Source organism: Rhodococcus sp. Z13_19A (genome assembly GCF_058133575.1).
Genome location: NZ_JBYUNN010000001.1, coordinates 495,254 through 520,913 on the forward strand (window position 1 = coordinate 495,254; position 25,660 = coordinate 520,913).

Here is a 25,660-nt window from a genome sequence, read left to right on the forward strand (position 1 = left end):
GAGGACCACCCATGTCCGACGACCTGTGCTTCACCCCCGCCACCGAGCTGGCGGCGATGCTTCGTCGCCGGGACCTCTCGGCTCGGGAGCTGCTGGACGCCCACCTCGACCGCATCGACCGGACCAACCCGCAGGTCAACGCCATCGTCACCCTCGACGTGGAGGGGGCGCGGGCGCAGGCCGACGCCGCCGACGCCGCCACGGCCCGCGGCGAGTCCACCGGTCCGCTGCACGGCCTGCCGGTGGCGCACAAGGACACCCACGTCACCGGCGGGATGCGCACCACCTGGGGCTCGCCCCTGCACCGTGACTTCGTGCCGGAGCAGGACGAGCTGGTGGTGGCGCGGCTGCGCGAGGCGGGCGCGGTCCGGGTGGGCAAGACCAACGTGCCGGAGTTCGCGGCCGGCTCGCACACCTACAACACGGTGTTCGGGGCCACCCGCAACCCCTACCGCCTGGACGTGAGCGCCGGCGGCTCCAGCGGTGGCGCCGCCGCCGCGCTGGCCTCGGGCATGGTCGCCCTGGCCGAGGGCAGCGACATGGGCGGGTCGCTGCGCAACCCGGCCGCGTTCTGCAACGTGGTCGGTCTGCGCCCCACCCCGGGGCGTGTGCCCAGCCACCCCACCCAGATGGGGTGGTCCACGCTCAGCGTGCAGGGCCCGATGGGCCGCACCGTGGGCGACGTGGCGCTGGGCCTGTCCGCCCTGGCCGGTCCGGACCCGCGGGTGCCCATCTCGCTCACCGAGGCCGGTGCGGGCTTCGCCGCCCCGATGCCCACGGAGCTCACCGGCCTGCGCGTGGCGTGGGCCCCCGACTTCGGCGGCCGCATGCCGGTCGACCCCGAGGTGCGCGCGGCGCTGGCCCCGGTCCCGCAGGTGTTCGAGAGCCTCGGCGCCCACGTGGACGAGGCCTGCCCGGACCTCGACGACGCCGACGAGGTGTTCTCCGTGCTGCGGGCGTGGCTGTTCGTCGCGTCCTTCGGCGACGTCGTCACGCGCCACCCGGACCAGGTCAAGGCGGCCATCGCCTGGAACGTGGAGCAGGGCCGCAAGCTCACCGGCCAGGACGTGGCCCGTGCGGAGACGCTGCACACCCGGCTGCACCACCGCATGGTGGAGTTCTTCGACAGCTACGACGTGCTGCTGGCCCCCACCACCCAGGTGGTGCCCTTCGACGTGGACACCGAGTATCCGGCGCAGGTCGACGGGGTGCAGCAGGACAGCTACCTGGGGTGGATGCGGTCGTGCTCCATGATCAGCGCGGCCGGCGTCCCCGCGCTGTCCGTGCCGGCCGGGTTCACCGACGACGGGCTGCCGGTGGGGCTGCAGGTCATCGGTGCACCCCGGGCGGACCGTCGGGTGCTCGAGGTCGGCCACGCCTTCGAGCAGGCCACCGGGGTGGGCCGGCGGCGGCCGACGCTCACCCCGTGAGCCCTGCGGTGGTGGCTCAGCCTGCGGGCTGAGCCACCACCGACGGCTCCGCCGACGCCGCACCGGCGTCCGGGCGAACCCCGCCCAGACCCTGCAGCCGCGGCTGCAGGAGCAGCAGCAGCGCGGGCAGCAGCACCAGGCGCACGACCGTCGCGTCCACCAGGATCGCCACCGCGAGCCCCACCCCCATCTGCTTCATCTCCACCATGCTGAGCGTGGCGAACACCGCGAAGATCGACACCATCACCAGCGCCGCGCTGGTCACCACCGAGGCCGTGCCTCGCACGCTGTCGGCCACCGCGGCCCGGTAGGGCACGCCCGCCCGCAGCGCCTCGCGCAGGCGGCTCAGCACGAACACGTGGTAGTCCATCGACAGGCCCACCAGCACCACGAAGCAGAACAGCGGCACCCAGTCCACGATGGCTCCGGTGGAGGTGTAGCCCAGCAGCCCGTCTGCCCACGAGTGGGTGAACACCAGCGTCAGCACCCCGAACGCCGCCCCCACCGACAGCAGGTTGAGCACGGTCGTCAGCGCCGCCAGCGTGCGGCTGCGGAACGTCACCCCGACCATCGCCATGGTGAGCACCAGCACGAACGCGACCACCCACGGCAGGCTGCCGGACATGGCGTCGCGACGGTCGATGCCCTCGGCCACGTCTCCGCCCACGGCCCAGTCCCCGCCCACGGCCCAGTCCGTGCCCACCGCGTGCGGCAGCACGTCTGTGCGCAGCGTCCGGACCGCGGCCTCGTTCCCTGCTGCGCCCGCGGCGCCCGGCGCGGTCAGCGTGAGCACGCCCGTGCGCCCGTCCCCGCTCGTGCGGACGTCCTCGGTGGGTGTCCCCAGCCCGTCCTGCGCCGCGGCTGCGGCCACCTCGGCCAGCGTCCCCCGCAGCGCGCTGGCGTCCTCGCCGTGCAGCACCACCTCGATGCGCGGCCCCTCGACGGGGAACCGCTGCTGCAGGTGCTGAGCCGCCTGCACGGCGGGCAGGTCCTGGGGCAGCGTCTGCAGCGTGGCTTCGTGCACCCGCATCCCCAGCACTGGTGCGGCCAGCGCCAGCAGCACGAGGAACGCAGCGGCAGCCGCAGTGCGGGGGCGGGCCAGCACCGGTCGCAGCATCCGCCCGCTCAGCGCGCCGGAGCCCATCCGGTCGGTGAGCCGCCACAGCAGCGGCACCCGCGGCCGGTCCACCGCGCCACCGAGCTTGACCAGCAGCGCCGGCAGCACGGTGACCGAGGTCAGCACCGACACCACCACCACCAGGATCGTGCCGACTCCCAGCCCGGTGAACACCGCGTCCCGGGTGACCAACAAGCCCGACATCGCCACCACCACCGCGGCGCCGGAGACGACGATGGCCTGTCCTGCGGTGGCTGCGGCGACCTCGATCGCCTCCGTGCTGGTGCGCCCCCGGCGTCGCTCGTCCCGCTGGCGCTTGAGGAAGAACAGCGCGTAGTCCACCCCCACCGCCATCCCGATCAGCAGCACCACGTTGGCGACGCTGCCGGCGTCCGGGACCAGGTGGGACAGCGGCGCGTACAGGCCCAGCGTGAGCAGCACCGCGCTGAAGGCCAGCAGCACCGGGATGCCGGCGGCGACCACCGCGCCGAAGGCCACCAGCAGGATGCCGAAGGTGATGGGCAGCCCCAGCGCCTCGCCCGAGCCCAGGTCCTCCCCCACGCGCTCGTTGACCGCGGCGTCGAGCGACGCCGAGCCGACCTGCTCGATCGTGAGCGCTGGGTGGCGGGCCTGGGCCTGCTCACCGGCGGTCAGCACCGTCTGGACGTGGTCGTCCGCCCCGGCCTCGTCACCGAGCAGGGTGACCGGCAGCAGCAGCGCACCGCGGTCCGCCGACCACTCCGCCTCGCCCACCGTCGCGATGCCGGTCCCGCCCACCAGGGCCTGTCGCAGCTCCGCCGCGGCCTCCTGCGCCTGGGCGGGGTCCAGGGTGCCCGCGCGTGCGGTGAGCAGCAGCGTCTCGACCTCCGGCTGCTGCAGCCCGGCGTCTCGGACGAGCTCCGCGGCCCGACCCGACTCGCCGACCACGGTGGCGGCGTCGGTGGCGGTCTGGGTGGGCACCAGCGCGGCGGTGGTGATCGCGGCCAGCACCACGACGAGCCAGCCGGCGATCGTCCGCCAGGGGTGGCTGATGCACCACCGAGTGATCGCGGTGACCGACGGGCGCCTGGCTGACCTGTCTCTGCTGGCGTTGCCCCTCATGGTTCCTGCCTCCCCTGTCCTGGCCCTGTTCTTGCTCTGCCTGACTTGTGCTTCCGTGGTGTCAAAGCCTGCGGCGTGCGGGGTGCGCTGACACGGGGGCCAGACCCCGAGGCGAAGGGGGGCCCAGGCCCCTGTTCCCGGTGGGCCAGCCGGGTGACGATGAACCGGTGACCGACCTCGATCCCCCGCCGACCCCCGACGCGGCGCGTGCGCCCGCCCGGGGCACCGGCGGCCGGCCGACTCCGGGCGGCGGCGTCACCTGGCGGCTGCGACTGAGCCTGCTGGCGCTGGCCTACGTGCTCCTGGCCGTGCCGGCCCTGGTGCTGCTGGTGGTGCTCAGCACGGCGCTCGGGCTCGCGGTGGTGGGCGTCGGCCTCGTGCTGCTGCTGGTGTTCGTGCCGCAGAACCGGCAGCTGGCCCAGCTGCACCGCCGCCTCGCCGGCGCCGTGCTGGGGCGGCCCGTGGAGACCCCCGACTACCTCACCGCACCGAGGTCACACCCGTGGGCGCTGCTGCGCACCTGGGCGCGCGACCCGGCACGCTGGCGCGACTACCTGTGGACCTGGGTGAGCACCACCCTGGGCTGGGCGCTCGCCTGGATCGCCCTGGCGCTGCCGCTGGCCGTGGTGTTCTACCTGGTCGCCCCGTTCCTCTACGCCGTCACCCCCGACGGTGTCTTCGAGACCAACTACGGCGTGGTGCGCATCGACTCGCAGGTCAAGGCCTTCCTGGAGTGGAGCTTCCTGCTGGTGGCCGGGCCGGCGTGGTGGTACCTGCTGCCGGTGCTGGTGCGCTGGCGCGCCCAGCTGGACGACGCCCTGCTCTCGCCCTCCCGGGCCCAGCTGCAGCGGCGGGTGGCCCAGGTGTCGCAGACGCGCGCCGAGAGCATCGACCACTCCGCCTCCGAGCTGCGCCGCATCGAGCGCGACCTGCACGACGGCGCCCAGGCCCGGCTGGTCTCGCTGGGGATGAACCTGGGCATCGCCGAGCAGCTGTGGGACACCGACCCGGCCGCCGCCGCGCGGCTCGTCGCCGAGGCCCGCGGCGCCACCGTCTCGGCGCTCGGCGACCTGCGCTCGGTGGTGCGCGGCATCCACCCGCCGGTGCTGGCCGACCGGGGCCTGGCCGGTGCCGTGGAGGCCCTCGCCCTGGACATGGCCACCCCGGTCTCGGTGTTCGTGGCGCTGCCCGCGCGCCCGCCGGCCCCGGTGGAGTCGGCGGTGTACTTCGGCGTGGCCGAGTGCCTGGCCAACCTGGGCAAGCACAGCGGCGCCACCCGTGCCTCGGTGACGCTCAGCCACGACGGCGCCCGGCTGCGGGCGGTGGTGGTCGACGACGGGCGCGGCGGGGCGCGGGTCGCTGCCGGCGGCGGCCTGGCGGGAGTCGCTCGGCGTCTGTCTGCCTTCGACGGCACGATGGACGTGCAGAGTCCCGCAGGCGGCCCGACCGCCGTGACCATGGAGCTGCCGTGCGCGTTGTCATCGCCGAGGACCACGCCCTCCTCCGGGACGGACTGACACGGCTGCTGGTGGCCTCCGGGTTCGACGTGGTGGCTGCGGTGGACAGTGCTCCCGCGCTGGCGGCGGCGCTGGCCGAGGGTGCGGCGGACGTGGCAGTGGTCGACGTCCGCATGCCACCCACGTTCACCGACGACGGCCTGCGGGTGGCGATCGAGGCCCGCAAGGCCCGCCCCGGCCTGCCCGTGCTGGTGCTCTCGCAGTACGTCGAGCAGCTCTACGCCCGCGAGCTGCTGGCCACTGGCGAAGGGGCGGTGGGCTACCTGCTCAAGGACCGGGTGGCCGACGTGAGCGCCTTCGTCGAGGCCGTGCGCACCGTGGCCGGCGGCGGCACCGTGCTCGACCCGGAGGTGGTGGCCGCGCTGCTGTCGCGGGCTCGGGACAGCCACCCGCTGGGCCGGCTCACCGCGCGGGAGCGGGAGGTGCTCGCCCTGATCGCCGAGGGCCGGTCCAACGCGGCCATCGCCGGGCGGCTGTTCATCACCGAGAAGGCCGTCGGCAAGCACAGCGCCAACATCTTCGACAAGCTCGAGCTGTACCTGAGCGGCGACGACAACCGCCGGGTGCTCGCGGTGCTCGCCTACCTGCAGGGATGACCGCGGTCTGGTCCAGTCCCGGTGGACGGGACCGGTCGCACCACGAAGTTCGCGCTCGTTAGCCTCTAGCAATGCCTGTGCGCCGTACCGAGCCTGACTTCACCCACCTCCTCTCCGCAGGCCGGATCGGTCCGGTGGAGCTGGCCAACCGGGTGATCCTGCCCGCGATGGACATGAACCTCTGCGACGACGGCGCCATCGTCGCCCACGACGTGGAGCACTTCGCCGCCCGCGCCGCCGGGGGCACCGCCATGATCATCACCGGCGCCTCCGCCGTGGCCTACCCCCAGGGCGCCACCAGCCGCAAGGAGCCCGGGCTCTCGGAGGACCGGTTCATCCCCGGCCTGAAGATGCTGGCCGACGGGGTGCACGCGGCCGGCTCGCTGCTGTGCGTGCAGATGACCCACCACAGCCGCATCGCCCGCATCGACACCCTCGACGGCCGGCCGATGCTGGTGGCGTCCACGCCGCAGGAGCCCCGGGACATGTCCGCGCTGCGGGACAACACCCGCGAGGAGCTGACCATGATGGCCGCCGTGGCCGGGGGCAACCAGCCCACGTACAAGGAGGCAACCGAGGAAGACATCGTCTGGGTGATCGACCAGTTCGCGCAGGCCGCCCGCCGGGTGATGGAGGCCGGTGGCGACGCCGTGGAGATCCACGTGGCGCACGGCTACCTGCTGGGCGGGTTCCTCTCCCGCGCCGACAACCGCCGCACCGACGAGTGGGGCGGCTCGCTGCAGAACCGCGCCAAGCTCGCCTGCAAGGTGATCGAGGCCGTGGTGGACATGGTCGGTGAGCGCCTCGCCGTGCTGGTGCGCGTGGCCGGCAAGGAGTTCGGCGAGGAGGGCTCGCTCACCACCGCCGAGGCCGTGCAGGCCGCCCAGCTGTTCGAGCAGGCCGGCGCGCACGCCATCCACGTCACCGGCTGGGCCCGCAACTCCTTCCGCGACTTCACCGAGGGCCCCCTGCCGGACAAGGTCGGTGCCTACCGCGACTTCGCCCGCCAGGTGAAGGCCGCGGTGTCCATCCCGGTCATCGCCGTCGGACGGGTGCTGCCCGAGGTCGGCGAGGAGATGATCGCCGCCGGGGAGACCGACTTCGTGGCCATGGGCCGTCAGCTGCTGGCCGACCCCGACCTGGTGAACAAGCTGCGGGCGGGCAACCGCAAGTCGGTGCGCCCGTGCATCAACTGCTACGTGTGCGTGGAGCAGAACTTCTGGGACGGCACCCCGGTGTGCGCGGTCAACCCCGCCCTGAGCAACGAGTCGGCGTCCACCTTCTTGTCCATCCCCTCTCCCCGGCACGTCGTCGTGGTCGGGGGTGGACCCGGCGGCATGGAGAGCGCGCGGGTGGCCCGCGAGCGCGGCCACCGCGTCACCCTGCTCGACGCCGGCGACCGGCTGGGCGGCTCCGCGTGGTTCTCCCAGCTGACCACCCCGGCCAACGGCCCGCTGCTGGACTGGCAGCGCCACGAGCTGGAGCGGCTCGGCGTGGTGGTGCAGCTCAACCACAAGGCCACCGCCAGCTCCATCGCCGAGCTCAAGCCCAGCGTGGTGGTGCTGGCCACCGGTGCCCACCGCGGCGTGCCCGCGGTGCCGGGCTCCACCCTGCCGCACGTGCACACCGGCGACACCCTCCGAGCGCTGATGACGGGCAACGGCGACGCCGGGAAGACCGGTCCGCTGCTCAAGGCCTTCGGCTTCCTCGGCCGGGCCAGCCGCATCACCCGCAACCCCGACCTCATCCGCGAGGTGACCAAGCGGTTCCTGCCGATGGGCAGAAACGTCACGGTCATCGGCGGCTCGCTGGTGGGCATCGAGCTGGCGGAGTTCCTCGCCGAGCGCGGCCGCAACGTCACCGTGCTCGAGGCCGGCAAGCACATCGGTCTGCCGATGGCCATGCCGCGGCGCTGGACCGCGGTGCGCCGGGCGGGCGAGCACGGCGTGACGATCGTGCGCGAGGCGGAGGTCACCGAGATCACCAGCGACCAGGTCCGCTACCGCGTCGGCGACCAGACCGCCTCGGCGCCGGCCGACCTGGTGGTCGTGGCCTCGAACGTCTCCGCCGGCGCGCCCCTGGAGGCCGAGCTCACCGCCCGCGGCATCGAGGTGCACGTGGTGGGTGACGCCGGTTCCGTCGGCTACATCCAGGGCGCCATCCACTCCGCCTGGGCGACCGCCGGCAAGATCTGAGCCAGCCCGCTCCCGAGCGGCCGCGGCTCAGGTCAACAGCCACGCCCAGGCGCCGGCCACCGTGAGCAGCACGCTGCCCACGTACAGCGCCACCCACCGGACGCTGCGCACGGTGCTGCCGTGCGCCGGCACCAGGTCGCGCAGCTCCAGCACGGGCGCGGGGGTGCGGCGGTACCAGCCGCGCACCAGCACCTCCTGGCCGAGGAAGGTCTCCGCCCGCAGCACCCCGAACAGGCTGCGAGCGAACGGCCACGGCTGCCGGTAGCGCACCGCCACGAAGCCGCTGTCGTCCTGCACCACCAGGTCGGGGGAGAGCACGTAGCCTGGCGCGCCCCGGCCGATCACCCGGCCACGGATGCTCACGGCCATCCCGGCCACCGGGCTCGCGTCCAGCCGCCCCAGCAGCGACGCCACCCGGTCCACCGGCTCCGTCCCGGACACCGGGTGCGCGAGCGCCGTCTGCAGCAGCAGCGTCAGCCCCAGTGCGGTGGCCGACTGAGCCAGCAGCGGCGCGCTCTCCTGCACCCAGCCCAGCAGCAGCCCCAGGCCGGCGAGCCACGGCGCGAACCGCACCACCAGCTCCACGGCGAAGCGCCGCCGGGCCCGGGTCAGCTCGCCCGTCGCGCAGGAGGCCTCCACGTCGCTGGCGCCCCACCGCGTCGGTGCCCCGGGCAGGCCGCTGGTCTCCAGCGCGGCGATGCGGCGCACCACCAGCGGGTGGGTGGACAGCACCTGGTTGAACCGCCCCCACGGGTTGCAAGTCTCCCAGCGCATCGCCCCGACGACCTCGGTCGGGTCCAGGCCCTGTTCCGTGGCCGCCAGCGCCGAGGCACCCTGCTCGGGGTCGGCGATGCCGAGCATCCCCACCGACCGCACCCGGCGCTGCTTGGCCAGGTCGGCGCGGGCCTCCTTCTTGTCCGCCCGGTCGCCGTTGTCGAGCAGCCGGCGCGCCCACACCTGTCGCTCGCGGTCCGCCTGCCCCATGCCGTAGGCGATCTTGACCAGCGCGCTGCACAGGGCGTCGCCGTCCCCGGTGACCTGGCAGCTCCAGTGGTCGGCGCTGAGCTCGCGGGCCCGGGAGAGCCCGAGCACCGCCAGCTGCGACAGCAGGTAGCCCACGTAGGCGGCGACGGCCGGCAGGGCGGCGTTCTGGTCGCGGCTCTCGCGCAGTGCCAGGTGCACGTAGTAGAGCAGCACCGGCACGGCCGAGGCGATCGCCATCACCACCACGTCGTTGTGCTTGACGTGGCCCACCTCGTGGCTGACCACCGCGTCCAGCTCGCGCTCGTCCAGGCGCTCCAGCAGTCCGCGGGTGACCCAGATGCGGGCGTTGCGGCGGGTGTGGCCGAAGGTGAACGCGTTGGGGGTGCCGTCCTCGACGATGCCCAGCCGCACCGGCCGCACTCCCGCCTCGGCGCAGCGGCGCGCCACGATCTCCCCCAGCACGTGGTCGGTGTGGTAGCCGTCGGCGTCGTGGTGCACCTCGTTGGCCTGCACCAGCCACTGCACCAGGAACGGCGAGAGCGCCCACTGGCCGGCAACGAGCACCGCCGCCAGGACCAGCGGCACCCACACCGGAACCCCCAGCAGCACCAGCACGGTGCCGCCGGTCACCAGCAGCAGCCCGAGCAGGCTGAGCGCCCCCAGCGATCGGCGCAGCACGACTCCCGTCATCACGATCCCCCGTCGTGGCCCCCACGGGCCGTCACGGCGACGCTATCCGCTGCGCCATCGGCGCGAAAGGCCAAGCGGGTCAACGAGAAGCGGGAACCGTCTGCGCGCGCAGCCCGTCACAGACGGTGACACACAGACCCCGCCCCCTCGGGAGAGCCCATGCCGCACGACTTGCTGGAGCGCCTGCGCGCCACCCAGTCCGAGCTCCAGACGTCGCTCACCGCACTGCAGGCGTCACTCGCCGAGACCGCCGACGGCCTGCGTGCCGCCCAGGGCGAGGCTGAGGTGACGATCTCCCTGGCCACCGACGGCCTGCCCCAGTCGGCGCAGATCTCGCGCAGCTGGGAGCAGCGCATCCCGGCCGAGGAGCTCGCCGGTGCGCTCACCGCCGGCGCCCAGCTGGCCATGCTGACCCGCTCGCTCGAGCAGGCCGGCACGGCAGACCCGCCCGCTGACCGGGCAGCGCCCACCCAGTCGCTGGCGGACACGCTGGAGCAGACGCTGTCCGCGGCCCGCGCCGAGCTCGACGGAGCCAGCACCAGCGCGCCGGCGGACGCCGCAACCGGCACCGACCGCTCCGGACGAGTCCGGGTGCACAGCACCGGAACCGAGGTGTGGTTCACCGTCTCACCTGCCCCTCGCGGCGCCACCGCCGCCCAGCTGATGTCGCAGGTCAGCGAGGCGCTGCTACGCCGTGCTGGTCGGCACCGCGCAGGTGTCCTGACGCTGCTTCGTCGCCACCGTGGGCGGGTGTCGACCTAGCATCGCGAGATGGCGCCCACCCACCTGTTGATGGACCTGGCCGGAGTGCTCGCCGGATTCGACCGGGCACCCCGCGTCGCCGCACTGGCCCAGCTGGCCGGGCTCAGCGAGGACGAGGTGCACCGCCGCCTCTACGGCAGTGGCTTCGTGGACTCCGCCGACGCCGGGGAGGTGGACGCCGACGGCGTGCGCGCGGGCATCCGCAGCCGGCTCGACCTGCACTGCCCCCTGGCTGACTTGGAGGCCGCGTGGATGGCCGCCTTCGCCGAGGACGACGCCGCGCTGGCGGTGCTGGACGCGGTGCGCCCGCCCGCCGTGGTCGCGCTGCTCACCAACAACGACGCGCTGGTGGGCACCCTCCTGGCCGAGCACCTGCCCGGCGTGGCCGAGCGCTGCGACGCGGTGCTGGTGGCCGGGTTCATGAAGGTGACCAAGCCGGACGAGCGCGCCTACACCCAGGCCGCACAGGCCCTTGATGTCCCGCTGTCGAGCTGCCTGTTCGTCGACGACAAGCAGGAGAACGTGGACGGCGGCCTGGCCGCGGGACTCGACTCGGTGCTCTACGCCGGACCCGACCAGCTGCGCGCCGAGCTGACCGCCCGCGGGCTGCTCGGCAGCTGACCCGCCTCCGCCACCGTCAGGCGGGGTGCACCTGCCGGCCGCCCACCACGGTGGCCAGCACTGGGACGTCCGCCAGCGCGGCAGGGTCGGTGGCCAGTGGATCGGCCCCCAGCACCACGAAGTCGGCCAGCTTGCCCACCTCGATGGTGCCCTTCACCGCGTCCTCGCCGGCCAGCGCCGCGGCCGAGCTGGTGTAGCCGGCCAGGGCCTGCCGCGGGGTGACCGCCTGCTCCGGGCCGAGCACGGCGCCCTGCCGGGTTCGGCGGGTGACCGCGGTGGCCATGGTGAACAGCGGGTTCACCGGCGTCACCGGGCAGTCGCAGTGCAGCGCGTAGCGGATGCCGGCCCGCGCCACCGACGCCACCGGACTGATGCGGGCACCGCGGTCCGGGCCCAGGAAGCGGTCGCGGTGGCGGTCGCCCCAGTAGTAGACGTGGTTGACGAAGATCGACGCCGACACCCCCAGCCGGGCCATCCGCTGCACCTGGTCCTCGCGCAAGGTCTGCACGTGCTCGAGCCGGTGGTGCAGCTGCTCGTCGGGACGCCCGGCCTGCGCCTGCTCGATCGCGTCCAGGGCGTGGTCGATGGCCAGGTCGCCGTTGGTGTGCACGGCCACCTGCCTGCCCCCGGCGTGCACCCGCTCCACCAGCGCGGCCAGCGGTGCGGCGGGGATGACCATCGACCCGCAGCTGCACCCGCCCAGGTCGTGGTACGGCTCGCTGAGCGCCGCGGTGTGCAGCTGGATGGAGCCGTCGGAGATCAGCTTGACCCCGCCCACCCGCAGCTGGTCGTCGTCGGCCGCCTCCAGTGCTCCTGCCCCGTCTGCTCCTGCGCCGTCCAGCTCTGCATCGAGCAGGTGGTGGCCCACGTACAGGCGCCCGCGCAGCCGCAGCTCCCCGGCCGCGTGCACCGCCCGGTAGGCCTGCAGCATGTCGGCGGTGACGTAGAGGTCGTGGAAGCTGGTGACGCCCACCTCCGCCATCCGCTGCTGCGCCCGCAGCAGCCCCGCCCGGGCCGCGTCCGGGGCCATCGCCTGGCTGTGGTCGGCCACCAGTGCCATGGCGCCGGGCTCCTGCAGCTCCCCCGTCGGTTGGCCGCTGGCGTCACGGACGATGTGGCCGCCGGCCGGCTCGGGGGTCTCGGCGGTCACGCCGCACTGCTGCAGCACCAGGGTGTTCACGTACTCCGCGTGCACCGACAGGTGCCGCACCCGCACCGGGTGCGCGGTGGTGGCCCGGTCGAGGTCGGCGGCGGTGAGGGCCCGGTCCTCGGCGACCAGGCTGTCGTCAAAGCCCCAGGCGTTGATCGCCTCGCCGGCGGGCGTGCTGGCCGCCCGCACCCGGATCGCCTCGACCACCGCCTCGATGGACGGGCAGGCCTCGCTGGTGGCGTCCACGTCGGCCAGCAGCATCCCCCACATCAGCGGGTGCAGGTGCGTCTCGATGAACCCGGGCACCACGGTGGCCCCGCCCAGGTCCACCACCTCCGCGTCGGCGCTGGCCGCCGCCCGCACCTCCTCCTCGGTGCCCACCGCGAGGAACCGCCCGTCGCGGCAGGCGAGCGCGGTCGCCGGCGTGGCACTGGCTTGCGGTGCCATGGTGTGCACCGTGGCGTTGCGGTAGATCCGGTCGGTCGTCATGGCAGGGCCACCTTCGGGGTGAGGACGGGGGTGCGGGAGGCACGGGTGGAGACGGTGGCGGTGACGGCGGCCAGCACCAGGCCGGCGCCCACGGTTTGCGTCGTGGTGGGCAGCTGGTGCAGCAGCAGCGCCGCAAAGCCGAGCGCCGCCGTGGACTGCAGCACCAGTCCTGCGGCCACGGAGCTGGCGGGCAGCCGCTGGCTGGCCCGGGAGACCAGCAGCCAGCCGAGCACCTGGGCGTCCAGGGCCAGCAGCACCAACCAGCCGTGGGCGGCAGCCGGCGGCGTCAGGTCCAGGCTGCCGTCCCACAGGCCGACCAGTCCGACCGTCACCGCCGTGGCCATCGTGGACACCAGCATCGGGCCGCTGGACTGACGCGCCCGGCGGGTGGCCGCGCCGACCCCGACGATGTAGACCGCGTACGCCGCGGCGGCCACCACTGCCCCGACGAACCCGGACAGGCTGGTGACGGCCAGGCCCGAGACGGTGAGCCCGCCCACCAGCGCCACCCCGAGCAGCAGCACCGGCAGGCACCACCACAGCCGGGGGCTCACCCGCTGGCGCAGCACGAGATAGCCCAGTCCGGCGGCGAAGACCACCTGCAGGCTGATCAACACGGTGGCCAGCCCCGCGCCGATCTCGTTGATCGCGTGGTGCCACAGCAGCAGGTCGAGGCCGAGGAACACCCCCGCACCCACCGCGGCGCCGGACCAGCCGCCCGTGATGGGTCGACCGTCGCGTCGGCGACGGAGCAGCACCAGCAGCCCCAGGGGCACGACGGCGTAGAGGCAGCGGAAGAAGGCCCCGGTGGAGGGCGTGGTGGCGGAGAGCTCGTAGAGGATGGAGGTGAGACCGAGGATGGTCGCCCCCGCACCCACCTGGAGCAGCGCGCGCCCCTGCGCGTCCCCAGCACGCGGAGATGGACCATCATTCACAGTGATAACCTATCACCAGCACGCCTCAGGCAGGGAGCACGCAGTGAGCAGGACCTTCCTCACCCGGGATCGCGTCATGGCCGCCGCCGCCGAGCTGGTCGACCGCGACGGCGTGGACGCGCTGAACCTCACCCGGCTCGCCGCCACGCTCTCGGTGCGGCAGTCGGCGCTGTACAACCACGTCAGCGGGGTCAGCGACGTGCTCCGCGGCCTCAGCCTGCACGCCCGCTCGATCCTCGCCGCCGACCTGCGCAACGCCGCCGTGGGCCTGGCCCGCGACGACGCGGTGCGGGCCCTCGCCGAGGCCTGGCGCCGGTTCGTCCAGGAGCACCCCGGTCTCTACGCCGCCACCGACCGCTACCCCACCGCTCCGGACGCCGAGCTCAGCGCCGCCGCCGGTGAGGTGGTGACGGCGATCAGCCAGGTGCTCGCCGGCTACGGCCTGGACGCGGTCGACTCCGAGCAGGCCGGCTGGTCGCTGCGCAGCGCCCTGCACGGCTTCTGCGTGCTGGAGGCCACCGAGGGCAGCCCGGCCGCCACCGACCTCGACCTGGTCTACCAGCGGTTGGTGGCCATGCTCTGCGCCGGCATCAGCCGCATGGCCTCCGTCGACTGACCGGTCCGGGGGCTTGGCGCGCCTGGCCCCACCAGGTTGGATAACGGGATGACCAGCTCCGCGGCACAGCCCCGCAGGTCCACCGTCGAGATTCCCGGCCTGTGGGTCGGTGTGCTGGAGTGGGGCCCGGCCGACGGGCCGCTCGCCCTCTGCCTGCACGGCTTCCCCGACACCGCGTGGAGCTGGCGGCACCTCGCGCCCGCACTGGCCGCTGACGGCTGGCGGGTGGTGGCGCCGTTCTCCCGCGGCTACGCGCCCACCTCGCTGGCCCCCGACGGCAGCTACCAGACCGGCGCACTGGTCAGCGACGTGGTGGCGCTGCACGCCGCCCTCGGCGGCGACGAGCGCGCGGTGCTGCTGGGCCACGACTGGGGTGCCATCACCGCCTACGGGGTGGGCGCCTTCGCGCCGACGCTGTTCGCGCGGATCGTCACGATGGCGGTGCCGCCCATCCCCGCCATGGCCGCCAGGCGCCGGCACCCCGCGGTGCTGGTCCGGCAGGCACGCTCCTCCTGGTACATCGCCTACAACCACCTGCCCGGGCTCAGCGAGCGGACGCTGCCGTGGCTGGTCCGCCGGCTGTGGCAGGACTGGTCGCCGGGCTACGACGCCGAGCAGGACCTGGCCCACGTCGCCGACGCGCTGGACACCGGCGCCCGTCGCACCGCGGCGCTGCGCTACTACCGCGCCTGGGGCTACCCGTGGCTGCGCTCGCCGACCTACGCCGCCGAGCAGGCCAGGGCACTCGGCGTGCCCCAGGTGCCCACGCTGTACCTGCACGGCGACCGCGACGGCTGCCTGCGCCCTGAGCTGGCCGAGGGTGCAGCCTCGGCGCTGCCCGCAGGCAGCACGGCGGTGACCATCGCCGGCGCAGGACATTTCCTGCAGCTCGAGCAGCCCGAGCAGGCCCTGGCCGCCATCCGCCCTTTCCTGGCTGCTGAGGAGTAGCTCGGCCGGGCCTGCAGGCAGCCCAGTTGACCAGCCGGGACGGCGCGTCATGATTGAGGTGGTGAGCGGAAGGAGTCCCGGCATGGTCGACGCGGATCAGCTGGACCTGGCCACGGCTCGCGAGGCGCTCGCCGTGGCCTCGCGCGCACCCTCGGTGCTCAACACCCAGCCCTGGAGCTGGCGGGTGCAGGGCCGCACCGTCGACCTGTACGCCGACCCCGGGCGGCAGCTGACGGTGGTGGACCCGCACGGCCGGGACATGACGATCAGCTGCGGCGCGGCGCTGGACCACGCCCGGGTGGCGTTCCTGGCGATGGGCTGGCGCAGCGAGATCACCCGCCTGCCTCGTCCCGGGGAGCCGCTGCACCTGGCCACCATGCAGCTGCACCGGGCGACCGAGCCGGACCGTGACGCCATCGCCCTGGTGGCTGCCGCCGAGGCCCGGCACACCGACCGGCGTCCGTTCCGCTCCGTGGTGGTTCCCGAGACCACCCTGGCCGACGTCGCCCAGGTGCCACGCGACCCGCGGGTGCAGGTCACGCTGATCACCGACCCCACCCGCCGGGACGAGCTGGTGGTGGGCCTGGGCCACGCCGACGCGGTGCAGCGCAACGACCCGCGCTACCGGGACGAGCTGGCCAGCTGGACGCACACCTCGGTGGCCTCCGGGGAGGGGATCCCCGCCGGGAACCTGCCCTCCACCGGCACCGTGCCCGGCGCGGTGCCCGGTCGGGCCGGCCAGCCCGGCGACCTCGCGTCGCCGCCGGCGCAGGACGACGGCGCGGTGTTCTGCGTGCTGAGCACGCACACCGACCAGCAGGTCGACTGGTTGTGCTCGGGCGAGACGCTGTCGGCCGTGCTGCTGCAGGCCACCCTGGACGGGTTCGCCACGTGCACGCTGAGCCAGGTGTCGGAGTCCCCGGTCGTCCGCAACCTCGCCCGCCTGGTGGCCCTGGACGGCGAGGGTGAGCCGCAGGTGATGGTGCGGGTGGGTGAGCCCGTCACCGAGGAGTTCCCCGCTCCGCGCACCCCGCGCAGACCCCTCACCGACACCGTCACCACGCAGGGCTAGCGCACCCGACACCAGCTCGGCAGCACCGACGAGGAGAGGGCGACCCATGAGCCACCACGCGCAGGACCGTCTCCCGTGACCGCCGTCAGCGGGCTGCACGAGGTCACCATCCCGGCGTTCCCGCCGGAGCGGCTGACCCCGGTGCTCGGCGCCGAGCGGGTCGCGTACTTCACGGAGGTGGCCGACGACCTGCAGCACCAGCTCGGCCGCCCGGCGATCTGGAACGTCAGCTCCACCGCCCAGGGCGGTGGCGTCGCCGAGATGCTCCGCGCGCTGCTGGGCTGGGCCCGCGGAGTCGGGGTCAGCGCACGGTGGCTGGTCATCCCCGGCCCGCCCGAGTTCTTCGCGGTGACCAAGCGGGTGCACAACAACATCTACGGCTTCGCCGGCGACGGCGGGGAGCTGGGCACGACAGAGCACGCCCTGTACGAGGCCACGCTGGCGCCCAGCGCCCAGGAGCTGCGTGCCGTGGTGCGCGCCGGTGACGTGGTGGTGCTGCACGACCCGCAGACCGCTGGGCTCGTCGACGCGGTGCACGAGCTGGGGGCGACCGCGCTCTGGCGCTGCCACATCGGGATCGACCACCCCAACCACTTCTCGGCCACGGGCTGGGCCTTCCTGGAGCCCTACCTGCGCCAGGTCGACCGGGTGGTGGTCACCCTGCCCGCGTTCGCCCCGCCGTGGCTCGCTCCCGACCAGGTGAGCGCCATCCCACCCTCCATCGACCCCTTCAGCCCCAAGAACCACTACCTGTCCCCGGAGCAGGTGCGCGCCATCCTGGTGCACACCGGGGTGGTCCAGGGCGCGCCCGACGCGACGTCACTGCCCACCTTCACCCGCACCGACGGCTCGCCCGACCGGGTGGACCGCTGCGTCGACGCGCTGCAGGCCGGCCCGCCGGCCCCGGTGGACGCGCCGCTGGTGGCGCAGATCTCGCGCTGGGACCACGCCAAGGACATGGGCGGCGTGATGCGCTCCTTCGCCGAGCTCGTCGCCCCGCACACCCCCGCGCACCTGCTGCTGGCCGGGCCGGCCGTCGCCGGGGTGGCTGACGACCCGGAGGCCCGGGCGGTGCTGCTGGCCTGCATGCAGCAGTGGAGCGAGCTGCCCGACTGGATCCGGGCCCGCGTCCACCTGGCCTGCCTGCCGATGGCCGACATCGACGAGAACGCTGCCATCGTCAACGCGATCCAGCGGCACGCCACCGTGATCACCCAGAAGAGCCTGGCCGAGGGCTTCGGCCTCACCGTGGCCGAGGCCATGTGGAAGGGCCGGCCAGTCGTGGCCAGCGCGGTCGGCGGGATCCAGGCGCAGATCGTGGACGGCACCAGCGGCATCCTGCTCGACGACCCTCGCGACCTCGGGGCCTTCGGGGCGGCGCTGCGCCGCGTGCTCGACGACCCGGCCCTGGCCGACCAGCTCGGCCGGGGCGCCGAGCAGCGCGTGCGGGAGAAGTTCCTGGGCGACACCCACCTCGAGCTGTGGGTGACGACCCTGCTCGCGCTGCTCGGCCCCGGCGCGGAGCCGGCTACTTCTTGACCTCGATCTTCACCTTCTTCTCTTGCGGCTCGGTGTCGTGCGGCATGGTGATCTCCAAGATCCCGTCCTGGTAGGTGGCGGAGATCTTGGCGGTGTCCGCGCCCTGCGGCAGCGCGATGCTGCGACGGAACGACCCGTAGCTGAACTCGCTGCGGTCGTTGTCGCTGTGCGACTCCTGGCGCTCCGCGCTGATGGTCAGCACACCATCCTGTGCGGTGACCGAGATGTTGTTCTCCGGGTCGAACCCCGGCAGCTCGGCGCGCACCACGTAGCTGCCGTCCTTGCTGCGCTCCTCGATGCGCACCGGCTTGAACTCCGAGTCCAGCCACGGACTCTCCAGCCAGGCTGCCAGGCTCGGGAGCATCCGCTGGGTGGGTGCGAGTGACGTCATGGTCGTTCCTCTCGTCAGGACGGTGACCTGCTCCGGCCCCGGTGGACGCGGCCCGGCACCTCCACGGTCCCCCGATCGCTGCTGTGCGGCCACCACCGTCGCGCGTCCCCGCCGCCTTGAGGCCGAAAACCTAGGTGTGCCATAGGGTTACACCTGTCCACAGCATGGTGTCGCAACGTCGGAAGGATCTCCCAGTGACTGCAAGGCTCGCTGGCGCCTGCCCGACCACCGAGGGAGCCGGCGCGTGCTGAGCGGGTGGCAGTGGGTCGTCATCCTCAACCTCGTCACCGCCGCGGCCTACCTGGGCATCGCCGGCACCATCCTCAAGGGACTGGTCCAGACCCGCCAGCTGTTCGCCAACCGGCTGGCGCTGGCCACCTCGTTCATCTTCCTCAGCTGTTGCCTGCACCACGGCCACATGGCGCTGGGGATGCTGACGACCGGTCACCACTCGGCGCACCACCTCGAGGCGGTGCGCGAGGTGATGGGCGGCTGGCACGGCGTGGCCATCGACGCCTTCGCCGCGGCGGTCGGCATCGTCTACCTCACGCTGCGCCGGTCCTACGGGGTGCTGCTGCGCAGCCCCGCCATGTTCGAGATGTCCAGCGAGGGCAACTACCGCCAGCTCGCGGCCAACCTGCCCAACACGCAGATCTACATGCTCGACCGCAAGCAGCGGGTGCTGCTCGCCGCCGGGGGTGGGCTCTCCGGGGATGCGGCCGCGACGTCGCTGAGCGCCACCCAGCTGGAGGGCAAGCTCGTCTCCGAGGTCATGTCCGGCCGGCTGCTGGCGGCCTACGTCCCGTACTTCGAGGCGGCGCTGGAGGGCACGCCCGCCGACTTCGACTTCGTCAGCGACACCAACGGGCGCACCTACCAGAACCACGTCCGCCCGCTGCGCGACAAGAGCGAGACGGTGGTGGGCGTGCTCTTCATCGCCGAGGACGTCACCAGCGAGCGAGCCGCCCACCAGCAGCTGCAGGAGTCACACGCCTTCAGCGAGGCGGTGCTGGCGACCTCGCCGGACATCACGCTGATCAGCAACCTCGCCACCGGCGAGCTCGAGTGGGCCTCCCGCGACGCGTTCGCGCTGGTCGGGTGGAGCCCGGAGCAGGTACAGGCCCGGGAGGGGCTGCTGCTGCGCGACCTGCTGGCCTCGGAGGACCGCCTCCGACTGTCCTCGATCAACGAGGCCATCCGCGACCTGGCCGACGGGGAGACCCTCACCGACCGGTTCGCGCTGCACGGCCCGGACGGGGAGAAGCACTGGATCTCCCGACGCACCACGCCGTTCGGCCGCGACGCGAGCGGCCTGCCGGTGCGCGCCCTGTCGGTCATCCGCGAGGTCACCGACCTGGTGGAGGCGGAGCAGCGGCTGCAGCACGCCGCGCTGCACGACCCGCTCACCGGCCTGCCCAACCGCACGCTGCTGCTGGACCGCATCACCTCTGCGGTCAACCGGGCCGACCGTGCCGGCGACGAGGTGGCCGTGCTCTTCTGCGACCTCGACGGCTTCAAGCGGGTCAACGACACCGAGGGCCACGCGGCCGGCGACGTGCTGCTCATCGAGGTGGCCGAGCGGCTGCGGCGGGTGCTGCGCAAGGGCGACTCCGTGGCCCGGGTGGGTGGCGACGAGTTCGTGGTGGTGCTGGAGCCACCGGAGGACAGCCAGCCGATGCGCACCCGCGAGGTGGCCACCATGCTGGCCGAGCGCATCCGGGTCGACCTGTCGGAGGCCTTCGTCCACCAGGGCAACGAGCACGCCATCTCGGTGAGCGTGGGGATGACCTTCGCCGGGCGCAACCGCGCCGCCGAGGAGGTGCTGCGCGACGCCGACGCCGCGATGTACCTGGCCAAGCAGCGGGGCAAGAACCGCTTCGAGGTGTTCGACGACCGGCTGCGCGCGGACATCATCGAGCGGGGGCGGGTGGAGCAGGCGCTGCACACCGCCCTCACCACCGCCCCCGGCGACCGGCCTGGGCTGTCGGTGGCGTTCCAGCCGATGGTGCACCTGGGCACCGGTGCGCTGGTCAGCTTCGAGGCCCTGGCCCGGCTCACCGACGCCAACGGTCGCCCGGTCGACACCAACAGCGTCATCGCGGTGGCCGAGGAGACCGGCCTCATCTCCGGCCTCGGCGAGCGGGTGCTGGGCCTGGCCCTGGACGGGCTGGTCCAGTGGCGCCGCGACCACCCCGAGCACGCGGCAGCCACCGTGTCGGTCAACCTCAGCGGCCGCCAGGCCCGCGACGCAGACATGCCCCGGCTGATCTGCGCCGCCCTGGAGGAGCGCAACCTGCAGCCCACCGACCTGACGCTGGAGCTCACCGAGACGGTGCTGCTGGAGGCGGGCTCGTCCACGCTGCGCCAGCTGGCCGAGCTGCGGAAGCTGGGCGTGGGCATCGCCATCGACGACTTCGGCATCGGCTACGCCAGCCTGCGGCACCTGGCGATGCTGCCGGTGAGCGCGGTGAAGGTGGACCGGTCGTTCACCGCGGGGATGGGCACCGACGGCACCAGCGCCACCATCGTGCTGGCCATCACCACGCTCGCAGCCAACCTGGGGCTGGACTGCGTGGTGGAGGGCATCGAGACCGCCGAGCAGCTGGCTGCGCTGCCCACCACGGTGCACGGCCAGGGCTACCTGTGGGGCCGTCCCGCCCCGTCCCCGCAGCACCCGGCAACCCTGGACACGGTGCGCGCGACCCGCCCCTAGCGGCGGGTGGGCCGGGCGCTAGCCGTGCTCGGCGTGCTCGGTGGCCGTCCAGGCGGCGACTGCCGCGTCGGTGGTCCGGGCGAGGTCGGCGCTGGTGTCCAGCTCCACTGCCCACGGCCACGGGTCGGCGACAGCCGCCATCGCGGTCGCGGTCTGCGGGGTGGCCTCGGAGAACCCCGGCCGGCGGGTGCGGATGCGTTCAGCGGCCAGCTCCGGCGGCGCCACGCAGCGCAGCTGCACCAGCACGGAGGTGGTCGTCGACGCCAGTGCAGTGGCGGCCTGCCGGTGCTTGTCGTCGGTCCACGAGGCGTCCAGCACCACCGACTCCCCCAGCTCCAGGCACGCCTCGGCCCGGCGCAGCATGGTGTCGTACACCAGCGCAGTGGCCTCCGGGCGGTAGCGTCCCGCGCCGAAGGTGCCCGCCTCCCCCGACAGCTGCCCGCGCTCGGTGAGCTCGGCCCGCACCGCGTCGCTGGAGATGACCACTGCGCCCACCTGGGCGGCCAAGGCCGTGGCCACGGTGGACTTGCCGGTGCCGGGCAGGCCCCCGACCACGCCGAGGCGGACCGTGCCGCGGCGCAGGTGGGCCAGGGCGAGCTCGGTGTGCCTGCGGGCGTCGGCCGCCGCGCCGGCGCGACCCTGGCTGTGCTGGATGCAGTCCACCTTGGTGCGCACGAACGCCCGGTAGGCCAGGTAGTGGTGGTACAGCGACGTCGGCGGCGGCGGTGCGGCGGCAGCGCTGGTGCAGCGCTGCAGGAACAGCCCCGCCAGGTCCGGCCGGCCGAGGAACTCCAGGTCCATCGCCAGGAAGGCCACGTCGTCGAGCACGTCCACGAACCGCAGCCGCTCGTCGAAGTCCAGGCAGTCCAGCACCCGTGGACCGTCCTCCAGGCAGAAGACGTCGTCGGTGATGAGGTCGCCGTGGCCGTCCACCATGCAGGCCTCCCCGATGCGTCGCTCCAGCAGCCGCTGCCGCCCGTCGAGGTAGCCGGTGGCGAGCAGGCCGACGGTCTCCAGCGAACCCGGCGGCAACAGCTCCTCGGCCCACGGCTGGGTCTCCCGCAGGTTCGCCAGCCAGCGCTGCTGCAGCGCCTCGGCGGTGCCCTCGGCGTCCACCTGCGGTCCGCGGCGGCCCTTGCGGTGGAAGTCCGCCAGCAGCTGGGCCAGCTCGGCCAGCTGGTCGCGCACGTCGTGGCCGGCGGTGACCAGCGTGGACAGCCGGCGGTCCTCGGGCATCCGGCGCATCACCACCATCGGCTCCGCGGGGCCGCCGGCCGGATCGCTGAGGTGGGCCACCCCGAGGTAGACGTCCGGGGCCAGCCGCTGGTTCAGCTGCACCTCGCGGGCGCAGGCCTCCTCGCGCAGCTGTGGGGTGCTGAAGTCCAGGAACCCGGTGGTGACCGGCTTCTTCGCCTTGTAGGCACGTTCTCCCACCAGCACGACCACACCGGAGTGCGTCTCCCGGACCTCGGCGAACGGGGCGGCCCAGCTCGACATCGTCTGATTCCTCCGGCACGTCTCGGCCATGGGTGCCCTGCCAGTCTGGCGCACCGGAGGCGCCAGTGGTGGATCCGTGGCCGAGCCGCTGCACGCACTGCCGCACCGGGGCGATACTGGCGGGACGGGTGGGTCCCCGCACCGCCCGCGGGAGGAGCGTCATGCCCACCGACCCGGAGCCACGACCCCCGCTGGGGCTGCCGCCCAGCGTGCACGCCTGCCTGTTCGACCTGGACGGCGTGCTCACCCAGACCGCCGCCGTGCACGAGGCGGCCTGGCGGGAGATGTTCGACGCCTTCCTGCAGCAGCGGGAGGGGGTTGGCTACCGCCCGTTCACCAGCTCCGACTACGACCGCTACGTCGACGGCCGGCCCCGCGCCGACGGGGTCCGCACCTTCCTCCGCTCGCGCGACATCACGCTGCCCGAGGGCAGTCCGGACGACCCACCGACGGCCGACACCGTCAACGGGCTGGGCAACCGGAAGAACCGGGCCGTGCTGCGCCGCATCCACGACGACGGAGTGCAGCCCTACCCCGGGTCGGTGCGCTACGTGCAGGCGGTGCGGGAGGCCGGGCTGCGCACTGCGGTGGTGTCCTCCAGCGCCAACTGCCGCGACGTGCTGGTGGCAGCGGGCCTGCAGGACCTGGTGGACGCGCGCATCGACGGGGTCACCGCGGCCGAGCGCCACCTGGCCGGCAAGCCCGCACCGGACACCTACCTGGCCGGCGCGAAGGCCGTCGGGGTGGAGCCGCTGCAGGCCGCGGTGTTCGAGGACGCCCTGGCCGGGGTGGCCGCGGGACGCGCCGGCGGGTTCGGCCTGGTGGTCGGCGTGGACCGGGTCGGGCAGGCCCAGGCCCTGCGCGAGCACGGGGCCGACGTCGTCGTCACCGACCTGGGGGAGCTGCTGTGTCGCGACTGATCAACCACCCGGAGTTCACCGTCGATCCGTGGTGCCTGCACGCCAAGAACCTGGACCTGGACGTGCTGGCCCAGACCGAGTCGGTGTTCACGCTCGCCAACGGACACGTGGGCTGGCGGGGCAACCTCGAGGAGGGTGAGCCGCACGGGCTGCCCGGCACCTACCTCAACGGCGTCTACGAGCTGCGCCCGCTGCCCTACGCCGAGGCGGGCTACGGGTACCCGGAGTCGGGGCAGACCATCATCAACGTCACCAACGGCAAGATGATCCGGCTGCTGGTGGACGACGAGCCCTTCGACATCCGCTACGGCCGCATGCACAGCCACGAGCGGACGCTGGACTTCCGGGACGGGGTGCTGCACCGCAGCGTGGAGTGGACCTCCCCCACCGGGCGCACCGTGCGGATCAAGACGACCCGGCTGGTGTCGTTCACCCAGCGCTCCATCGCGGCCACCTACTACGAGGTGGAGCCGGTGGACGGCCCGGCCCGCGTGGTGGTGCAGTCAGAGCTGGTCACCAACGAGCAGCTGCCTCGGCCGGTGGGCGATCCACGGGTGGCGGTGGCGATGGACAACGTGCTGGTGGCCGAGCGGCACGAGGCGCTCGGCGCCCGAGTGGACACCGTGCACCGCACCCGGCGCAGCGGCATCCGGGTGGGTGCGGCGATGGACCACGAGGTGCTGCATCCCCCCACCTACCAGCTCAGCTCGGAGAGCACCGACAACCTGGGGCGGGTCACCCTGGCGGTGGACCTCAAGAAGGGGCAGTCGCTGAGGTTCGTCAAGTACGTCAGCCACGGCTGGTCGGCCGAGCGGTCGCTGCCCGGGGTGCGCGCCCAGGTGGGGGCGGCGCTCACGGCGGCCCGCCAGACCGGGTGGGAGGACCTGCTCACCGACCAGCAGCGCTACCTGGAGACGTTCTGGGACCGCGCCGACGTGGAGATCGACGGCGATCCCGAGCTCCAGCAGGCCGTGCGCTTCGCGTTGTTCCACGTGCTGCAGGCGGGGGCACGGGCGGAGGGGCGGGCGATTCCGGCCAAGGGCCTCACCGGCACCGGCTACGACGGGCACGCCTTCTGGGACACCGAGATGTTCGTGCTGCCGGTGCTCACCTACACCCAGCCCGACGCTGCGGCCAACGCCCTGCTGTGGCGCTACAACACGCTGACCCGGGCGACCACCCGGGCGCAGCAGCTGGGCCTGGCCGGGGCAGCGTTCCCGTGGCGGTCCATCAACGGCAGCGAGTGCTCGGGCTACTGGCCGGCGGGCACCGCCGCCTTCCACGTCAACGCCGACGTCGCCGACGCGGTGGTGCGCTACCTCCGCAACACCCGCGACGTCGACTTCAGCCAGTTCGTCGGGCTGCCCCTGCTGGTGGAGACCGCGCGGCTGTGGCGCAGCCTGGGGCACTACGGACCTGGGGGCGAGTTCCGCATCGCCGGGGTGACCGGGCCCGACGAGTACAGCGCGGTGGCCGACGACAACCTCTACACCAACCTGATGGCACAGCAGAACCTGCAGTTCGCGGCCGAGGTGGCCGGTGCGCACCCGGATCGGGCCAAGCAGATGGGGGTCTCCGGCGAGGAGATGGCCGACTGGACGGCCGCGGCGCTGGCGATGTACGTGCCCTTCGACGAGAAGCTGCGAATCCATCTGCAGGCGGAGTCCTTCAGCCAGCACCAGGTGTGGGACTTCGCCAGCACCCGCCCCATCGACTACCCGCTGATGCTGCACTTTCCGTACTTCGACCTGTACCGGAAGCAGGTGATCAAGCAGGCCGACCTGGTGCTGGCGATGCAGCTGCGCGGCGAGATGTTCACCGACGACGAGAAGAGCCGCAACTTCAACTACTACGAGCGGCTGACGGTGCGTGACTCCTCGCTCTCGGCGTGCACGCAGGGAGTGATGGCGGCCGAGCTGGGTCACCTCGACCTCGCCTACGACTATCTCGGCGAGGCCTCGCTGATGGACCTCAAGGACCTCGAGCACAACACCCGCGACGGGTTGCACATCGCCTCGCTGGCCGGGTCGTGGATCACCCTGGTGTACGGCTTCGGGGGGATGCGGGAGGCCACCGCCGTGCAGCACTTCAGCCCTCGCCTGCCCAGCGGGATGCACCGGCTGAAGTTCCACATCGTGCTGCGCCACCGGCGGATGTCGGTGGAGGTGACGCCCGACAGCGCCACCTACCTGGTGGTCGAGGGTGAGCCGCTGGAGATCACCCACTTCGGCACGTCGCTCACGCTCACGGCCGGCCAGCCCGTGACGCGGGCGGTGGCTCCGCCCCCGGAGCGGGAGCCACCGCAGCAGCCGGTGGGTCGGGAGCCGATGCGGCGGCACGAGCCGCGGCCCAGGACCAGCTAGCTCGCGGTGGCTCG

General features: G+C 73.4%; 19 protein-coding genes. 13 read left to right on the plus strand and 6 right to left on the minus strand.

Annotated elements, in window-relative coordinates:
• Positions 1 to 11 precede the first annotated feature (11 nt).
• Complete coding sequence (locus AC3YNX_RS02285; protein ID WP_127784134.1) at positions 12 to 1,430, plus strand: amidase; 1,419 nt, start codon at positions 12 to 14, stop codon at positions 1,428 to 1,430.
• 16 nt (positions 1,431 to 1,446) lie between these two features.
• On the opposite strand, the gene AC3YNX_RS02290 is transcribed toward AC3YNX_RS02285, so the two are convergent.
• A complete protein-coding gene (locus AC3YNX_RS02290; RefSeq protein WP_489994476.1) occupies positions 1,447 to 3,648 on the minus strand; it encodes an MMPL family transporter in 2,202 nt (733 codons plus the stop codon).
• 167 nt (positions 3,649 to 3,815) lie between these two features.
• Between AC3YNX_RS02290 and AC3YNX_RS02295 the strand changes: the two genes are divergently transcribed.
• From AC3YNX_RS02295 to AC3YNX_RS02305, 3 genes are all read left to right on the plus strand, one after another.
• A complete protein-coding gene (locus AC3YNX_RS02295) occupies positions 3,816 to 5,165 on the plus strand; it encodes a sensor histidine kinase (RefSeq protein ID WP_489994477.1) in 1,350 nt (449 codons plus the stop codon).
• Entirely contained in the window at positions 5,117 to 5,761 is a 645-nt protein-coding gene (locus AC3YNX_RS02300; RefSeq protein WP_127784137.1) for a response regulator, read from the plus strand. Before AC3YNX_RS02295 ends, AC3YNX_RS02300 begins: the two co-directional genes overlap by 49 nt.
• Positions 5,762 to 5,832: 71 nt before the next feature.
• On the plus strand, positions 5,833 to 7,956 hold the full coding sequence (locus AC3YNX_RS02305; protein ID WP_489994478.1) for an oxidoreductase: 2,124 nt from the start codon (positions 5,833 to 5,835) through the stop codon (positions 7,954 to 7,956).
• Positions 7,957 to 7,983: 27 nt separating this feature from the next.
• On the opposite strand, the gene AC3YNX_RS02310 is transcribed toward AC3YNX_RS02305, so the two are convergent.
• On the minus strand, positions 7,984 to 9,630 hold the full coding sequence (locus AC3YNX_RS02310) for a zinc metalloprotease HtpX (RefSeq protein WP_489994479.1): 1,647 nt from the start codon (positions 9,628 to 9,630) through the stop codon (positions 7,984 to 7,986).
• A gap of 159 nt (positions 9,631 to 9,789) precedes the next feature.
• On the opposite strand from AC3YNX_RS02310, the gene AC3YNX_RS02315 reads away from it, so the two are divergent.
• Both AC3YNX_RS02315 and AC3YNX_RS02320 read left to right on the plus strand, forming a co-directional pair.
• Positions 9,790 to 10,392, plus strand: a complete 603-nt coding sequence (locus AC3YNX_RS02315; RefSeq protein ID WP_489994480.1) for a hypothetical protein — start codon at positions 9,790 to 9,792, stop codon at positions 10,390 to 10,392.
• Between the two features lie 9 nt (positions 10,393 to 10,401).
• On the plus strand, positions 10,402 to 11,013 hold the full coding sequence (locus AC3YNX_RS02320; RefSeq protein ID WP_127784139.1) for an HAD-IA family hydrolase: 612 nt from the start codon (positions 10,402 to 10,404) through the stop codon (positions 11,011 to 11,013).
• A gap of 16 nt (positions 11,014 to 11,029) precedes the next feature.
• Here the strand turns inward: AC3YNX_RS02320 and AC3YNX_RS02325 are convergent, their stop codons facing one another.
• Together AC3YNX_RS02325 and AC3YNX_RS02330 are read right to left on the minus strand one after the other, a co-directional pair.
• A complete protein-coding gene (locus AC3YNX_RS02325; protein WP_489994481.1) occupies positions 11,030 to 12,652 on the minus strand; it encodes an amidohydrolase in 1,623 nt (540 codons plus the stop codon).
• Positions 12,649 to 13,587 carry a DMT family transporter gene (locus tag AC3YNX_RS02330; RefSeq protein ID WP_489994482.1) on the minus strand — a complete coding sequence of 313 codons (939 nt, stop codon included), beginning with the start codon at positions 13,585 to 13,587 and terminating at the stop codon, positions 12,649 to 12,651. Before AC3YNX_RS02330 ends, AC3YNX_RS02325 begins: the two co-directional genes overlap by 4 nt.
• 43 nt (positions 13,588 to 13,630) lie before the next feature.
• Here AC3YNX_RS02330 and AC3YNX_RS02335 point away from each other — a divergent pair, with 43 nt between their 5' ends.
• The 4 genes from AC3YNX_RS02335 to AC3YNX_RS02350 all read left to right on the plus strand — a co-directional run bounded on the left by AC3YNX_RS02335 (position 13,631) and on the right by AC3YNX_RS02350 (position 17,762).
• Entirely contained in the window at positions 13,631 to 14,203 is a 573-nt protein-coding gene (locus AC3YNX_RS02335) for a TetR/AcrR family transcriptional regulator (protein WP_489994483.1), read from the plus strand.
• 48 nt (positions 14,204 to 14,251) lie between these two features.
• Positions 14,252 to 15,151: an alpha/beta fold hydrolase gene (locus AC3YNX_RS02340; protein ID WP_489994484.1), complete on the plus strand. Its 900-nt coding sequence runs from the start codon at positions 14,252 to 14,254 to the stop codon at positions 15,149 to 15,151.
• Positions 15,152 to 15,233: 82 nt separating this feature from the next.
• Positions 15,234 to 16,223: an Acg family FMN-binding oxidoreductase gene (locus AC3YNX_RS02345; protein WP_489994485.1), complete on the plus strand. Its 990-nt coding sequence runs from the start codon at positions 15,234 to 15,236 to the stop codon at positions 16,221 to 16,223.
• 75 nt (positions 16,224 to 16,298) lie between these two features.
• On the plus strand, positions 16,299 to 17,762 hold the full coding sequence (locus tag AC3YNX_RS02350; protein WP_489994486.1) for a glycosyltransferase: 1,464 nt from the start codon (positions 16,299 to 16,301) through the stop codon (positions 17,760 to 17,762).
• Here AC3YNX_RS02350 and AC3YNX_RS02355 read toward each other — a convergent pair.
• Positions 17,752 to 18,153, minus strand: coding sequence for an Hsp20/alpha crystallin family protein (locus AC3YNX_RS02355; protein ID WP_489994487.1), 402 nt, complete (start codon positions 18,151 to 18,153; stop codon positions 17,752 to 17,754). The two genes, AC3YNX_RS02350 and AC3YNX_RS02355, sit on opposite strands and share 11 nt — an antisense overlap.
• A gap of 244 nt (positions 18,154 to 18,397) precedes the next feature.
• On the opposite strand from AC3YNX_RS02355, the gene AC3YNX_RS02360 reads away from it, so the two are divergent.
• Positions 18,398 to 20,866: a putative bifunctional diguanylate cyclase/phosphodiesterase gene (locus tag AC3YNX_RS02360; RefSeq protein WP_489994488.1), complete on the plus strand. Its 2,469-nt coding sequence runs from the start codon at positions 18,398 to 18,400 to the stop codon at positions 20,864 to 20,866.
• 18 nt (positions 20,867 to 20,884) lie between these two features.
• On the opposite strand, the gene AC3YNX_RS02365 is transcribed toward AC3YNX_RS02360, so the two are convergent.
• A complete protein-coding gene (locus AC3YNX_RS02365) occupies positions 20,885 to 22,363 on the minus strand; it encodes a bifunctional aminoglycoside phosphotransferase/ATP-binding protein (RefSeq protein ID WP_489994489.1) in 1,479 nt (492 codons plus the stop codon).
• A gap of 161 nt (positions 22,364 to 22,524) precedes the next feature.
• On the opposite strand from AC3YNX_RS02365, the gene AC3YNX_RS02370 reads away from it, so the two are divergent.
• Positions 22,525 to 23,283: an HAD family hydrolase gene (locus AC3YNX_RS02370; RefSeq protein WP_489982001.1), complete on the plus strand. Its 759-nt coding sequence runs from the start codon at positions 22,525 to 22,527 to the stop codon at positions 23,281 to 23,283.
• Entirely contained in the window at positions 23,280 to 25,646 is a 2,367-nt protein-coding gene (locus tag AC3YNX_RS02375; RefSeq protein ID WP_127784952.1) for a glycoside hydrolase family 65 protein, read from the plus strand. Before AC3YNX_RS02370 ends, AC3YNX_RS02375 begins: the two co-directional genes overlap by 4 nt.
• The last annotated feature ends 14 nt before the right edge of the window (positions 25,647 to 25,660 follow it).

What these genes read in the sequence shown, in the direction of transcription:
- AC3YNX_RS02340 (WP_489994484.1), top strand. Translation starts at nt 14,252, where the DNA reads ATGACCAGCTCCGCGGCACAGCCCCGCAGGTCCACCGTCGAGATTCCC.
- AC3YNX_RS02305 (WP_489994478.1), top strand. Translation starts at nt 5,833, where the DNA reads ATGCCTGTGCGCCGTACCGAGCCTGACTTCACCCACCTCCTCTCCGCA.
- AC3YNX_RS02365 (WP_489994489.1), bottom strand. Translation starts at nt 22,363, where the DNA reads ATGTCGAGCTGGGCCGCCCCGTTCGCCGAGGTCCGGGAGACGCACTCC.
- AC3YNX_RS02355 (WP_489994487.1), bottom strand. Translation starts at nt 18,153, where the DNA reads ATGACGTCACTCGCACCCACCCAGCGGATGCTCCCGAGCCTGGCAGCC.
- AC3YNX_RS02345 (WP_489994485.1), top strand. Translation starts at nt 15,234, where the DNA reads ATGGTCGACGCGGATCAGCTGGACCTGGCCACGGCTCGCGAGGCGCTC.
- AC3YNX_RS02325 (WP_489994481.1), bottom strand. Translation starts at nt 12,652, where the DNA reads ATGACGACCGACCGGATCTACCGCAACGCCACGGTGCACACCATGGCA.
- AC3YNX_RS02315 (WP_489994480.1), top strand. Translation starts at nt 9,790, where the DNA reads ATGCCGCACGACTTGCTGGAGCGCCTGCGCGCCACCCAGTCCGAGCTC.
- AC3YNX_RS02290 (WP_489994476.1), bottom strand. Translation starts at nt 3,648, where the DNA reads ATGAGGGGCAACGCCAGCAGAGACAGGTCAGCCAGGCGCCCGTCGGTC.
- AC3YNX_RS02285 (WP_127784134.1), top strand. Translation starts at nt 12, where the DNA reads ATGTCCGACGACCTGTGCTTCACCCCCGCCACCGAGCTGGCGGCGATG.
- AC3YNX_RS02320 (WP_127784139.1), top strand. Translation starts at nt 10,402, where the DNA reads ATGGCGCCCACCCACCTGTTGATGGACCTGGCCGGAGTGCTCGCCGGA.
- AC3YNX_RS02310 (WP_489994479.1), bottom strand. Translation starts at nt 9,630, where the DNA reads ATGACGGGAGTCGTGCTGCGCCGATCGCTGGGGGCGCTCAGCCTGCTC.
- AC3YNX_RS02370 (WP_489982001.1), top strand. Translation starts at nt 22,525, where the DNA reads ATGCCCACCGACCCGGAGCCACGACCCCCGCTGGGGCTGCCGCCCAGC.